Here is a 13803-nt window from a genome sequence, read left to right as displayed (position 1 = left end):
CAACAAGCGGGATGTGAGCCGGTGGGCACGGTGCTTTCCGGCACTTCCCAGAGTAACGCGCAGGCGCCCGGCCGCGCGCACCTGGTCGGGCGTTGTGCTATAAGCGCGGTTGAGCCCCGTTGAGCGGCGTCGTACTGGCCGCGACAAGGCTGCCGACGAAGTCCGAAACGTCGGCCCGGAGGGTCGCGAACGGGATGCCCCACCACTGTTCGGCCACCTCGGTCACGGCGTCCACATCGAGACCTACTTCCTCGACGATCGACCACAGGTCGGCTGCGGTATCACGCAACGCGAGGGGCACCTGGCTTCCACCGGGCGTCAGGGGCAGCACGAAGACTGCGTCGGGAGACTCGGCTTGGCCGTCCTCGGTTGACGGCGCCGACCGATCCGCGGCCCATCGGGCTCGCGGATGTTCCCGTTCGATCGGCGCGACGGGGGCCTGTGTTGCTGGACCGGCGTCGCCTGGGAGTGAGACATCGACGGTGACCGATCCGCTGGCGGCCGGCGCCGCCGAGGGTGTGTGCTGCAGCGGAGTGATCCGAAGCGCGGCCGCCGGCCCGGACGCGTGGACGTCTCGGTAAGCGCGCAGGACGTTCATCGCCGCTCGTGGCGCCAGCGTTGCCGCTCGGCGTAGTCGCCGCAGGTAGGCGCGGAGCAGTTGTCGAGTGCCTTCGTTCGCGTCCGGATGGTCAGCGACGAGTTCGGCTCGTTTTGGGATGAGGGCTCGCACGAGCACGTGTAACCGCTTCCATCCGCGCGCCTGGGTTAGCAGCAGCATCCAGCTCTCGGTCCGACTGGGTCCGGCTTGCAGTTGCCAGAGCGCGAATTCCGCCGTGGGTGTGGCGCGCCGCTGCCGAGGAACCCCGAGTGATCGGAAGAAGTCGGCAGTGACTTCGACGGCGCCGGTATCGTCAACGAGCGAAAGTAGATCGGCACGCTCATCGCCGGAGAGTTCGTCGCGGAAGCTGATCCTCGCGGTGTCGACCTCGGTGGCGTTGCGCGCAAGCTCCGGGGACCGCAAACCGTGCAGCAGAAGAATGAGCCATTGGGCCAATCGACTCGGTGAGCTGACTTCGACCTCGGCGATGCTGTGGAGTTCCCGGTCGCACCAGAGGGTCTCGAAGACGTCGCCCGGGTCGGCGAAGAACCCTGGGAATCGGACGTGCACGTCGATGTCACACGGCCAGTCCGGGTGCAACAAGGTGGAGGAGTGCGTGACGAATTCCCGAGCGGCGGTTGACGTAGGCCGTTGACGCCACCCGCGCCGGCAGAGCGCGCCCACCAGGGCGTCATGGTCCTCCGGCCGGCACAGCACATCGACGTCACCAGACACTCGGCTTCGATCACGAAGTCCTTGCTGGGTAGCGATCGGGCCCTTGATGAACAGCACTCGGATGCCGACTTCGTCGGCAACGGCCTGGCACAGCGCGTGCGCTAGGCGCACGGCGTTCGACAAGGGCACTCGGACCTGGTCAGTCACGGGTCAGTGGGCCCCGTCCCGCTTGAACACGACGGCGATCGTTCGCAGCAGGATGGAGACATCGCCGATGACCGACCAGTTCTCGACGTAGTAGAGGTCCTTCTGCACGCTCTCCGCCCACGTGAGGTTGGAGCGACCACCGACCTGCCAGGGGCCGGTCACTCCGGGTTTGACGTTGAGGCGGCGGTGGACGTGCGACTCGTAACGGCGCACCTCGTCGGGCAATGGTGGCCGCGGGCCGACCAGCGACATATGGCCCATCAGCACGTCGAAGAGTTGCGGAAGTTCGTCGAGAGAGTAGCCACGGATGAACTTGCCGACAGGCGTGATGCGCGGGTCGTCGCGCATCTTGAACAGCACACCATCCGGGTCGTCGCTCGTCAGGGTGGTCCGCAGTTGTTCTGCGTTGACCACCATCGAGCGGAATTTGGACATCTTGAACAAGCGCCCGTTGACGCCGACCCGGGTCTGACGGAAGAGCACTGGCCCACGGTCCTGGAAGTACACGCACGCCGCGATCAGGGCGAATACCGGTGACAGCACCAGGATGGCGGCTCCGCTGAGCGCCACGTCCATACACCGTTTGACGACGAACTTGGTGCCCGAATAACTGGGTGACTCGACGTTCATCAGTGGCAGGCCCTCGACCGGCCGACGGTGGATGCGGGGCCCGGCAACATCGGTCATGGAGCTGGCCAATGCGAGTTTGGTCGGGGTGCCTTCGAGCTTCCAGCCGATCGCGCGGAGTTCGCGCGCGGTAATGGCGGCCTGGCCGGCGATGATCAAGACATCGACGTCGTGGATGGCCGTCGAGATGTCCTTCACCGAACCGCGGTTTGGCACCGAGGTTTCGTCGGCGAGTTCGAATACATCCTTCGGGTCTGATGCAACGGCGACAGCCGTTGTGACGTACCCGGCCGAGGGGTTGCGGCGGATCGCCTCGGCTGCGTGGCGTACCTCGGCAGGAGAGCCCAGGATCAGTGAGCGCTCGGCGTAATCTCCGTTGGCTCGACGCCGGATGATCCACTGCCGCACGAGGGAGCGCTCTACGAGGAGCAGGACCAGGCCGAGGGGAAAGGCGATCGCCAAATATCCGCGCGCGACGTCGATTTTGGCGAGGAGCGCAATGATCGCCAGCGCTCCGAAGACCCCGAAGGTTGCCTTGCCGATCCGCCGGTATTCCTCGGTGCCGATCCCGAAGAGCTCGGGTTTGTACGCCTGATTGAGTTGCAGGCTGAGCATCCAACTCGCGCAGAGCAGCACGGACACCATCGAGTAATCGACTGAACTGAACCCTTTGACCGCAGCACTCAGGGGACTGCCGAACCGGACCACTAACGCGACCGCGATCGCGAGCACGATCATCGCGAAGTCGAGCAGAGCTGTCGCCTTCTGGAGTTCGCGCCGCCATACGGTTGCCGGCTTGATGCGGTCGGCGGGAAGCGAGTCGCGCGAGGTCGTGAGAGCCACGCGTGCCTCCCTCCCGCGAAGCGCCGCATGACGTGACGCACCAACCCCTTATCGGGCGGAAACGATAGCAGCCTGGGAACTTCCGGGACGGCTGTCTTGACACTGTGAACATCGCGATATAGCGTGTTAATACGCGATATGTCGCGATCAAGATGAACCAACCGAGGGGTCGGGATGACCGAGAAGTGGCAGATCAGTGAACCGCGGACATTGGACGTCGGCGGCGAGGGCGAGCGGGTCGGGGCGCTGACCATCGGTCTGGTCGGCGGACACGTCGACGTGGTGACCCACGACGATTCGCCGACGGCCCGGGTTGAGATCCACGAGGTGGTCGGTCCGCCGCTCGAAGTCAGCTGGGACGGCTGCAAGGTCAAGGTGGCGCACGTGAAGGCCGAGGGTCAGAGCATCTGGGAGGCGCTCAAGAGCCTCGGTGGCGGGATGGGCCGGCAGGCGCGCGCTCGCGTGTCGGTGTCGATCCCGCAGGATGCGAAGGCCAGTGTCAGCACGGTCAGCGCCGATGCGGTGGTCAGCGGCATACACGCACCGACCAAGCTCAACACGGTCAGTGGTGACATCACCGCCGACGATCTGGTCGGCGACATTGACGTCAATGGGGTGTCCGGTGTCTTCGAAGGCCACGAACTGCGCGGCACGCTCAAGGTCAACACCGTCTCCGGGAGTATGACGGTGCACCGCAGCACGCTGGACCCCGTCAAACTCAACGGCGTCTCGGGCGACATCACCCTCGACCTGACCGAAGCCCGCACCAACATCGACTCCAACTCGGTCTCCGGCGACGTCACCGTGCGGCTTCCGGCGACCGGCGGTTACCGGGTGCGGGTGTCGACCATGAGCGGCGCCGCAATCGTCGACGGGGTCGCCCTCGGCGGCAAGCCGGGCAAGCGCGGGGGCGAGGCCCGCGAGGGTGACGAGTCGCTGCGGCTGAAGGCCTCGTCGGTGTCGGGGGACGTCGTTGTCCTTCGGTCCGCAGCGACTGCCGGCCCGGAGCTGGCCAAGGACGGGTCGGCATGAGCCCGGTCTTCGCGCATGGCCAACTGCGGCTCTACCTGCTCGCGCTGCTCGCCGAAGGGCCGCGTCACGGCTACGAGATCATGCGCGACCTGGAGCAGCGCTTCAACGGCCTCTACACGCCGAGCGCCGGCACCGTCTATCCGCGATTGGCCAAGCTGGAGGAGGACGGGCTGGTCCGGCGCAGCGACGACGGGCGCAAGGCGACCTACACGCTCACCGATGCCGGACGGGGCGAAATCGACTCTCGCCAGGGCGATCTCGGCGATCTCGAGCAGGACCTGGACCGGTCGGTGGCCCAGCTTGCCGAGGAAGTGCGCTCGCGAGTGAAGGGTGATGCCGCCGACCTGCGGGCCGAACTCAAGGCGGCGGCGCAAGAGGCACGTCGCACCGCCACCCCGATCTCGGGCTGGGGTGACTGGTCCGGTGCCACCGGATCCGGCGATGCTGACTTCGAGCGGGCGATCAACAAGCTGCGCCAGAGCGCGCGCAAGGCCTATCGCGCGAAGCAGGCCACCGACGACCTGAAGGCCGACATCCTCCAGGTCATCCGGGACGCGCAGCGGCTGATCGACGAGCTCGGCCGCCGCTGAATGTGAGCATCCGCGCCGGCGTGCCACCATGGGCGCCGATATGTGGGTGCAATGGATCCTCGTCCTGGCCGGTGTGGCGCTGACCGTCGGCACGGCGTTGTTCGTCGCCGCCGAGTTCAGCCTCGTCGCGCTCGACCGGCCCTCCGTCCAGCGGGCGTACGACGCAGGCGACTCCCGGGCCGGGGTGGTCCTCGGGTCGTTGCGGCGGTTGTCGACACAGCTGTCGGCCGCGCAGGTCGGCATCACGCTCACCACGCTGGTGCTGGGTTACCTCGTCGAGCCCTCGCTCGGCGCGATCCTGGAGTCGCCCCTGCAGTCGGCCGGCCTGTCCGAAGACGGCTCGGCCGCGGTCAGCACGCTCGCGGCCCTGGTGATCGCGACGCTCTTTTCGATGGTCTTCGGCGAGCTGATCCCGCAGTTCCTCGGCATCTCCGCCCCGCTGCCGGTCGCCAAGATCGTCGCCGGGCCGGTGCGCATCTTCTCCGTCGTGGTCAAGCCGCTGATCCTGGTGCTGAACGGCTCGGCGAACGCGGTGGTCCGCGCATTCGGCATCGAGCCCCAGGAGGAGCTCTCGGCCGCGCGCACCCCGCAGGAGTTGTCCTCGATGGTGCGTCGGTCCGCCGAGGCCGGCACGCTCGAGGAGGGGACCGCCCGCCTGCTCACCCGGTCGCTGCACTTCGGCGAACGCACCGCCGCCGACGTGATGAGTCCGCGGGTGCGCTCGGTCTACGTCGAGCGCGACGCGACCGCGGCCGACGTGGTGGAGCTGGCGCGCAACACCGGCCACTCGCGTTTTCCGGTGATCGACGACGACTGGGACGACGTCGTCGGAGTGGTCCACGTCAAGAAGGCGATCGCCGTGCCGCCGGACCGCCGGCCTGAGGTGCCGGTCACCGCACTCATGATCAAGCCGGTCTTCGTGCCGGAGACGATCAAGCTCGACCCGTTGCTGATCTTGTTGCGGGCCAGCGGTTTTCAGCTCGCCATCGTCGTCGACGAGTATGGCGGCACCTCCGGCGTCGTCACCCTCGAGGACGTGATCGAAGAGATCGTCGGTGAGGTCAGCGACGAACACGACCCGGTCGCCGACCCCAGTCGCCTGCTGCCCGACGGATCCTGGACGGTGCCCGGCATGTGGCGCCCGGACGAGGTGCGCGACCGCATCGGTGCGAGCGTGCCGGAGGGCAACTACTACGAGACACTCGGCGGCTTCGTGATGGCCGCGGTCGGACGGGTGCCGCGCGTCGGCGACGAGGTCGACCTCGACGGGTGGCGGTTGCGCGTGGTGTCGATGGACGGCCGGCGGGTCGACCGGGTGCGGATCCTGCCCGTCATACCTGCCGATGAGCGAGCGGAGGCGGCGCGATGAGTCTCTGGCTGGCACTGCTCTTCCTGCTCGGCAACGCGTTCTTCGTCGGCGCGGAGTTCTCCGTGATGGCGGCGCGGCGCTCGCAGCTGGAGCCGCTCGCCGCCGCCGGCTCGCGGCGCGCGCGGCTGAGTCTTGAAGCGCTGGAGAACGTTTCATCGCTGCTCGCCTGCGCACAGCTCGGCATCACGGTGTGCTCGGTGCTGCTCGGTGCGGTGGCCGAACAGGCGCTGGAGCACCTGCTCGAGCCGGTGCTGGAGGTGGTCGGCCTGCCGCACGGCGCGGTCACCGCGGTCGCGTTGCTGCTGGCGCTGCTGATCGTCGCCTATCTGCACGTGGTGGTCGGCGAGATGGTGCCGAAGAACCTCGCGATCGCCGGGCCCGACCGCGCCGCGCTGCTGCTGGCGCCCGCGCTGCTGTGGATCACCAAGGTGCTGCGACCGCTGATCCGCGCCGTCGAGGCCATCGCGAAGTTCGCCGTACGACGCCTCGGCGTCGAGCCGAAAGACGAAGCCACGTCGACGTTTTCGGCCGAAGAAGTCGAGCTCATCGTCGCCGAGTCCCAGCGTGAGGGGCTGCTGCACGAGGAGCAGTCCGCCCGGGTGCAGGGCGCACTGGAGTTCTCCGATCGCGTCGCGGCCGACGTCGCCGTACCCCTCGACGAGCTCGTCACCCTCCGTGTCGGCGCGACGCCCGAGGACGTCGAACGGCTGGTCGCCAAGCGCGGTTTCTCCCGTTTCCCGGTGCTGGACCGCACCGGTGTCATCGCCGGTTACGTGCACCTCAAGGACGTGCTCTACGCGACCGACGAGGCCTACACCGAGCCAGTGCCGCCGCGGCGGATCCGGCGCCTCGCGACCGTCGCCCCCGACGACGAGGTCGAGGACGTGCTGCTCACCATGCAGCGCAGCGGCGCCCACCTGGCTCGCGTGGTCGACGCCGCCGGAGCGGTCCTCGGCGTGGTCTTCCTCGAGGACGTGCTCGAGGAGCTCGTCGGTGAGGTCACCGACGCGACTCAGCGCCGACCCTGGGCAGACAGCGGACAGTGACCGTCCGCATCTGTGTCTAGCGTCGCCGCCATGCGCTACTGGCTCCTGGTCGTGTCCCGAGACCACGCCCGCCGCGGTGTCGCCGGCGGGTTCGTGATGGCAAACCACGGCAAACGTGCCCCGCTCGCCCGTATGACGGCAGGCGACCGCATCCTCATCTACTCGCCAACCACGGCGTATCCGGGCGGCGACCCGCTGCGTGCGGTCACCTTCATCGGCACAGTGACCGGCGAGCAACCGGAGCCGAGCGACGTCATCCCCGGCGGTTTCCGGCGCGCCGCCGAACTGCGCGAGATCGACCCGATCCCGCTGGCCGACATCCGCGACCACATTCCGACGGCGCGGCTGCGGTTCGGCTTCCTCGAGCTCGACCCCGTCGACGCCGAGGCCGTCCTGGGCAGGGCGGTCACGGCACGGCAAGCGCGGCAGCCACCTCTTCCATCACCAGGTCGGCATTGATCTGCGCGCCCGCCATGGCTCCGGCCGCGGCCGACGCGCCGACCTGTGCGGTCAGGTCGGTGACATTGCCCGCGGCCCAGACGCCCGGCACCTCGGTGCGACCGGTCGGGTCGACCGGCAGGTGCACGCCCATGCCCGACGGGTGCTCCACCAAAGAGACGCCGATGCCGGCCAGGAAGTCGCCGCGAGCGACCATCCGGGTCGCGACCACGATCACCCGCCGATCGACGATCGACCCGTCGACCAGCCGCACCCCGGCGATCTCGTCGTTCTCGACGACGACCTGCGCGACCGGGCCGTCGACGATGCGGACGCCGCGCGCACCCAGCTGTGCCTCCTGCTCGGCAGCGAGCTCGACGTCGCCGCGGAAGAGCAGCACGTCACCGCTCAGCTGCGAGAAGAGCAGCGCCTGATGCACCGACATCGGCCCGGTCGCCAGCACCCCAATTGGCCGGTCGCGCACCTCCCAGCCGTGGCAGTAGGGACAGTGCACGACGTCCTTGCCCCACCGCTCCCGCAGGCCAGGTATGGCGGGTAGCTCGTCCACCAGCCCGGTCGTCACCAGCAGGCGACGCGCCCGCACCCGGCGGCTGTCGTGGAGAGCGACCTCGAAATCACCTGCGATTCCTGACAATTCGGCCGCCTCGCCGTCGACGACCGTGCCGCCATACGACCGCACCTCGGCGACGCCGCGCCGCAGCAACTCCAGCGGCGGCACACCGTCGTGGCCGAGCAGCCCGTGCACCCCATCGGCCGGCGCGTTGCGCGGCACGCCCGCGTCGATCACCGCCACCGAGCGCTTCGAGCGCGCCAACATCAGGGCGCCGTTCAGACCGGCGGCCCCACCACCGATCACGATCACGTCATAGCCCGCTGCAAGTTCGTCGCTCATGCCGACGAGACTTCACCACCTCATCAGTCTCGGCAAATTGCTTTGCGGTTATGGCAAAATGGATCGCATGGAAGAACTCGACGAAACGCTCGCCGCGGTCGGTCCCCGGCTGCGCGCGCTGCGCCGTCGCCGCGACCTGACGCTGACCGAGCTCGCGGCATCAACCGGCGTCGCGATCAGCACGCTCTCCCGGCTGGAGTCGGGGGAGCGGCGGCCGACGCTCGAGCTGCTGCTCCCGCTCGCTCAGGTGTATGGCGTGACGCTCGACGAACTCGTCGACGCCCCACCGACCGGCGACCCGCGCATCCACCTGCGCCCGATGCAGGCCCACGGCATGACGATGGTGCCGCTGACGAGGCGGCCGGGCGGCATACAGGCTTACAAGTTCGTGCTGCCCGGCGTCGCGCAACCGCAGCAGCCGGAGCTGAAGACCCACGAGGGCTATGACTGGGTCTATGTGCTGAACGGCAACCTGCGGCTCGTGCTCGCCGAGCACGACCTGGTGCTGGGTGCCGGTGAGGCGGCCGAGTTCGACACCCGCACGCCGCACTGGTTCGGTGCCGCGGATGACAAGCCGGTGGAGATCCTCAGCCTCTTCGGCAAGCAGGGTGAGCGGGCCCACCTGCGCGCCCGGCCGGCGGGCGACTGAGCCGCCTGGTCAGGGCAGCATCCAGCCCAGCACGCTGGTCGACTGCAGGTAGACCAGGGCGCACATCACGACCAGGAAGCCGAGCGCCCACGGCAGCACCCGGCGCAGCAGCTCACCCTCCTTGCCCTCCAATCCGACTGCGGCAGCGGCGATTGCGAGGTTTTGCGGCGACACCATCTTGCCGAGGACACCGCCGGAGCTGTTGGCCGAGGCGAGCAGCTCGGGGGAGATGCCGGTGCCTTTCGCCGCTGACACCTGCAGCGTGCCAAAGAGCGCGTTGGAGGAGGTGTCCGAGCCGGTGACCGCCACCCCGAACCAGCCGAGGATCGGCGACAGCAGCGCCATCACGCCACCGCTGCCGGCGATCCACATGCCGATCGTGATCGTCTGGCCGGACAGGTTCATCACATAGGCGAGCGCTAGCACCGCGGCGACCGTCAGGATCGCCCACTTCAGCTGGTCGAGGGTGGCGCCGTAGGCACGCACCGTCTGCGAGGCCCGCACGCTCAGCGCGAGCGCCGTGAGCACGCCCGCGATCAGCAGCAGCGTGCCCGCAGCAGGCAGCCAGCCAAACGCGAAAACCGTTGCGGACGGCGACTTTCCGGCCGGGTTGCGGATGTCGAGCCCGGGCCAGTCGAAGGTGGTCGCGCCGTGCGCGAGCCATGACTTGACCGGCTCGACCTGGGCGAGCGAGAACACCACGATGATGATCAGGTATGGCGCATAGGCCTTCGCCACGTCGGCGCGACCGTCCTGCCCGGCAAACGCTCCGGCCGGGCCGCCGCCACCACCCGATCGCGCCTCCGGCACCCCGGCGAGCGCCACGTCTCCCGCGCCGACGATCTGGGCCGGCTGCCAGACCCGCAGCAACAGCACGATCGCGAGTGCGCCCCCGAGCGCGGCGACGATGTCGGTGAGGGCGACGAAAAGGTAGTTGGAACAAGCAAATTGGAGGATCGCGAAGACAAACCCGCCGACGACCGCCGCGGGCCAGGCCTGCCGCACCCCGCGCCGGCCGTCGACCATGTAGACCAGCGCCAGCGGCACGACGAGCGCGAGGATCGGGGTCTGCCGGCCGATCGTGGCGGCGAGGGTGTCCTCGGACAGGTTGGTCACCTTGGCCAGCGTGGTGATCGGCACGGCGATCGCCCCGAACGCCACCGGTGCGGTGTTTGCCACCAGCGCGACGGCGGCCGCCTTCATCTTGCCGAAACCGAGCGCCACCAGCATCACTGAGGTGATCGCCACCGGCGTGCCGAAGCCGGCGAGGGCCTCGAGCAGCGCGCCGAAGCAGAAGGCGATGATGACTGCCTGTACCCGCTGGTCCTGCGACACCGCACCGAACGACCGGCGCAGCACGTCGAAATGCCCTGTGCTTACCGTCATTTGGTAGATCCAGATCGCGTTGACGACGATCCACATGATGGGGAAGAGCCCGAACGCCGCGCCCTCGGCGGTCGCCGAGAGCGTCTGCCCGATCGGCATCTTGTATGCCGCGACGGCCACCACGATGGCGACCACCAGACCGGCCAGCGCGGCCCAGTGCGCGCGAGTCTTCCAGATGCCGAGCAGCGCGAAGACCGTCAGCAGCGGCAGGCCGGCGACCAGCGACGACCAGCCGAGCGAGCTCAGGATCGGGTCGTAGGTCTGCTCGAAGGGCTTGGCGGCAAGGGCACCGAAAGAGACCATCGTCACATCGTGCCCGAGCGGCGGGGCTCGTATGGCGTTCGCGCACGCTGAGATTCGCGCCCCGCAAGGGGGTGGGGCCCCGCACCGCGAGGCCCCACCGGTGGATCAGTTGATCCGGTTGACGTAGACGCCCCGGCCGTGGGTGGCGGCATACAGCCGCTTGCCCGAGTCGTCGAGGGTCAGCCCGTAGACGGCGACCTGCGGCATGCCCGGCGTCGCCAGCCAGGACGTGCCGCCGGCCGGCCGGGTGAGCACGCCGAAGTCGGTGCCAATGTAGATCGCACCGGTCCGCCAGTCGCGCTGCACCCCGGTCACCGGCTGGTCGCCGAGGTCGGACGAGATGTCCTTGCTGGTGACCGTCTTGGTCGCCGGGTTGTAGGTGACGTCGTAGACGTGACCGCCCGCGGCATACTCCGAGTAGCCGCTGTAACTGACGATCGCGTGATACGGATTGGCCGGGTCGAGCGAGATGCCGGAGATGAAGCGGGTGGGCAGCGCGTCTCCGGTCGCGGTCTTGTCGAGCCGGGTGTAGCTGACCGAATTCGCGTCTGCCGCATTGGCATTCGTGCTGATGAACAGCCGCCCACGCCGAGTCGCCGCCCACATGATGTTGGTCTTGCGCTGGGCGTGCACGACGCTCACCACGTAGTTGCCGGCACCGGCGTTGTCCGCGCCGTATGCCGAACCGGACAGATCGCCCTTCGCCCCGCCGAGCGCCACGAAGTCACCGCAGGTGATCGTGAAGTCGCCGGTCAGCTCGTTGCAGTGCTTGTCCAGGTCGGCCTGTTTGCCGCCGTTGTCGGTGGTGCGGAAGACGTGCTGCAGACCGGCATACACCGTCCCCGGCGCCGTCTTGTCGGCCTCCACCGGGATGTAGAACGACGACGCCTCACCGCTTGCCAGCAGCGGGTCGGCGATCCAGTCCCAGCCGGTCGCGCTGGACCCGTGGAAGTTCACGTCCATCTGCGGGTTGTAGTAGGTGTGGAAGCGGATGTTGGTGTCCGCCGGGTTGATCGCGGAGTTGCCGCCGTCGCCGCCGACCGTCTCGGCCCAGCCGCCGGGGTAGTCCGACTCCCACGTGCCGTTGTCCTGAGTGCCGCCCTGGACGATGCCGCCCTGCGTCGAAATCGACTGGTACTGAAGGGTTTGCAGCCCCTGGTTGACCTGCCGGTTGCTCGTCGGGATCGCACTCAGCCAGCGCTTGCAGTTGGCCAGGTCGGTGGCGCCGAGCCCGCGCGTGTTGCAGTCGGCCGACTTGTCGACGAACGGCCCGCTCTCGACGGTGACACCGCCGTCGTTGGTGGCCACCCAGCTGTTCGGGTTGTTCGGGAAGAACGCAAACCCGTGCTGATCAGGGTGCAGGCCGTTGTTGGATGCGTCGTTGGTCATGTCGGTGAAGGACACGCCCGCGTTCGTTGAGCGGATGATCGCCCGGCCGTTGCTCGGCTGGTGGGCGGTGAAGATCTCGTCGTAATTCATCGAACCCGACAGCGCCACGGTGTTCGGCTCGCCCTTCGGGGTGGTGACCGCCATGTCGTAGCTGCACTGGCCCTGGCAGAAGTTGTAGCTGTCGTAGCCGGTGCTGCTCTTGTCCGGCGAACTCAGCTCGGTCCACGCCGGCGTCGCCGCCTGCGCGTCGTCGGTGCGCAGCAGCCCCGCGACCGAACTCTTGTAACGGGTCGCGTCACCCAGGTAGATGCGCGTCTTGCCGCCGACGCTCGTGGCGTCGAACTCGATCCGGCTGCTGGGCGAGGTGGTGAGCGAGCCGGGGGTGCTGATCGTGTAGATCCTGCTGTATGCCGCGTCACCCGCCCCGCGCCGGTAGAGGCCGTAGTCGCTCACACTGGCGTAGGTGACTTTCGGGTCGTTCGGGTCGAACTCGACCTTGGTGACACCGCCCCGGAAGAAGTCGTTGCCGTTTGCCGAGGTCGGGTCGACCGCGTCCTGCTGCTCCTTGATGACCTGCTTCCAGGTCGCGCCGCCGTCGGTGGTCTCGAAGAGCCCGACCGGGGGAGCACCGGGCGGGGTATATCGCCCGCCGTTGACCGACGACGCACCGTGTCGGCCGATCTGCGTGCCGACCAGCAGATGCCGGCTGTTGGTCGGGTCGACCGCGACGGTCGCCACGCTGCGGTCCTGGCCGTACTGGTGGAAGCCCTTGACCTCCGACCAGCTCGACCCGCCGTCGGTCGACTTGAACAGGCCGACACCCGCCTCGCTGTCGGACGAGCCGTTGGGTTCGCCGGTGCCGGCATACAGCACCCCACCGGAGAGGGTGAGGGTGCCGATCGCCTGGCTCGGCAGACTGTCGCTGACCGAGTGCCAGTTGGGCGTGGCCGCGGTGATGTCGTCGGTCTTCCAGACGCCGCCGCCGGCCGAGCCGATGTAGGCGGTCGTGCCGTTCGGGTCGATGACCACCGACGTGGTGCGGCCGCTGACCTGGCTCGGTTTACCGGTGTAGGTGACCGGGTCCGGAACGGTGCCGGTGGTGTTGGGCAGCAGCGTCCAGACACCGAGCCCCGGAGGGCCGCCCTTGCCGTTCCTCGCGATCGCCTGGAACTGCGCACGGCTGGCGCTGCTTTGCGCCGCCGCGATGGTGGTGCGCGGGAAGGCCTGGTTCTCGTAGGTCTCCTGGTTGGGACCGCTCACGACCTCGCCGCTGCCGCCGTCCTTCTTCTCCATGATCACCGAGAGCGCCTGGGAGTGCCGGTTGATGCCCTTGTTCTCCTTGGCGAACTCGTGCAGGCTCTCGCCGCCGCTGTCGTGCTCGCCGCCGAGCGCCTCTTTCACCTTTTCGGGCCCGCCGGCGGCGACGACGGTGACACCGCCTGCGGCGAGCAGTGCGAACGCGGCGCCGCCAGCGATCAGCGCGGTGCGCTTCGGCCGGCGGGGAGGGGGCTGCGACGACGCGTGCTCGGGATTCGGGGACTCGGTCATGGGGACCTCCAGGGACATCCGAAATGCTGCTTGGGGGTGGGCAGCGACCGAAGCGTAGGACCGCGATAGGTCCGGTGGGGCGGTTACCGGCTTGCTTACCGTCCAACTGCGACCGGGTCGCGCCGCCAGGGCGTTGAACTGGGAATTTGCTGGCAGCGCAACGGGACTCAGCTGGATGTCGCCTGGGCGT

General features: G+C 68.4%; 11 protein-coding genes. 6 read left to right on the top strand and 5 right to left on the bottom strand.

The window, feature by feature from the left end:
• Nucleotides 1-97 precede the first annotated feature (97 nt).
• Together N2M23_RS09420 and N2M23_RS09415 are read right to left on the bottom strand one after the other, a co-directional pair.
• Nucleotides 98-1480, bottom strand: coding sequence for a nucleotidyltransferase family protein (locus N2M23_RS09420; protein ID WP_265444983.1), 1383 nt, complete (start codon nucleotides 1478-1480; stop codon nucleotides 98-100).
• A 3-nt stretch (nucleotides 1481-1483) separates the two neighbouring features.
• Entirely contained in the window at nucleotides 1484-2950 is a 1467-nt protein-coding gene (locus tag N2M23_RS09415; RefSeq protein ID WP_265444981.1) for a sugar transferase, read from the bottom strand.
• 174 nt (nucleotides 2951-3124) lie between these two features.
• Here N2M23_RS09415 and N2M23_RS09410 point away from each other — a divergent pair, with 174 nt between their 5' ends.
• From N2M23_RS09410 to N2M23_RS09390, 5 genes are read left to right on the top strand one after another with little or no spacing between them, the layout of a single operon-like run.
• Nucleotides 3125-3982, top strand: a complete 858-nt coding sequence (locus tag N2M23_RS09410; protein WP_265444980.1) for a DUF4097 family beta strand repeat-containing protein — start codon at nucleotides 3125-3127, stop codon at nucleotides 3980-3982.
• On the top strand, nucleotides 3979-4572 hold the full coding sequence (locus tag N2M23_RS09405) for a PadR family transcriptional regulator (RefSeq protein ID WP_265444978.1): 594 nt from the start codon (nucleotides 3979-3981) through the stop codon (nucleotides 4570-4572). Before N2M23_RS09410 ends, N2M23_RS09405 begins: the two co-directional genes overlap by 4 nt.
• 28 nt (nucleotides 4573-4600) lie before the next feature.
• A complete protein-coding gene (locus tag N2M23_RS09400) occupies nucleotides 4601-5941 on the top strand; it encodes a hemolysin family protein (RefSeq protein WP_265444976.1) in 1341 nt (446 codons plus the stop codon).
• Nucleotides 5938-6987, top strand: coding sequence for a hemolysin family protein (locus N2M23_RS09395; RefSeq protein ID WP_265444975.1), 1050 nt, complete (start codon nucleotides 5938-5940; stop codon nucleotides 6985-6987). The genes N2M23_RS09400 and N2M23_RS09395 overlap by 4 nt, the downstream gene beginning before the upstream one ends.
• Nucleotides 6988-7017: 30 nt before the next feature.
• Nucleotides 7018-7446 carry an EVE domain-containing protein gene (locus N2M23_RS09390; RefSeq protein ID WP_265444974.1) on the top strand — a complete coding sequence of 143 codons (429 nt, stop codon included), beginning with the start codon at nucleotides 7018-7020 and terminating at the stop codon, nucleotides 7444-7446.
• Here N2M23_RS09390 and N2M23_RS09385 read toward each other — a convergent pair.
• Entirely contained in the window at nucleotides 7394-8338 is a 945-nt protein-coding gene (locus N2M23_RS09385; RefSeq protein ID WP_265444972.1) for an NAD(P)/FAD-dependent oxidoreductase, read from the bottom strand. The two genes, N2M23_RS09390 and N2M23_RS09385, sit on opposite strands and share 53 nt — an antisense overlap.
• Before the next feature lie 58 nt (nucleotides 8339-8396).
• On the opposite strand from N2M23_RS09385, the gene N2M23_RS09380 reads away from it, so the two are divergent.
• Nucleotides 8397-8987, top strand: coding sequence for a helix-turn-helix domain-containing protein (locus N2M23_RS09380; RefSeq protein WP_265444971.1), 591 nt, complete (start codon nucleotides 8397-8399; stop codon nucleotides 8985-8987).
• Between the two features lie 9 nt (nucleotides 8988-8996).
• Here N2M23_RS09380 and N2M23_RS09375 read toward each other — a convergent pair whose 3' ends face one another.
• Together N2M23_RS09375 and N2M23_RS09370 are read right to left on the bottom strand one after the other, a co-directional pair.
• Nucleotides 8997-10676 carry an L-lactate permease gene (locus N2M23_RS09375; protein WP_265444969.1) on the bottom strand — a complete coding sequence of 560 codons (1680 nt, stop codon included), beginning with the start codon at nucleotides 10674-10676 and terminating at the stop codon, nucleotides 8997-8999.
• A 105-nt stretch (nucleotides 10677-10781) separates the two neighbouring features.
• On the bottom strand, nucleotides 10782-13613 hold the full coding sequence (locus tag N2M23_RS09370) for a WD40/YVTN/BNR-like repeat-containing protein (protein ID WP_265444968.1): 2832 nt from the start codon (nucleotides 13611-13613) through the stop codon (nucleotides 10782-10784).
• Nucleotides 13614-13803 lie beyond the last annotated feature (190 nt).

It is taken from the genome of Flexivirga meconopsidis, assembly GCF_026162425.1.
GTDB lineage: Bacteria > Actinomycetota > Actinomycetes > Actinomycetales > Dermatophilaceae > Flexivirga > Flexivirga meconopsidis.
This window is presented reverse-complemented; position numbering and strand designations above follow the sequence as displayed.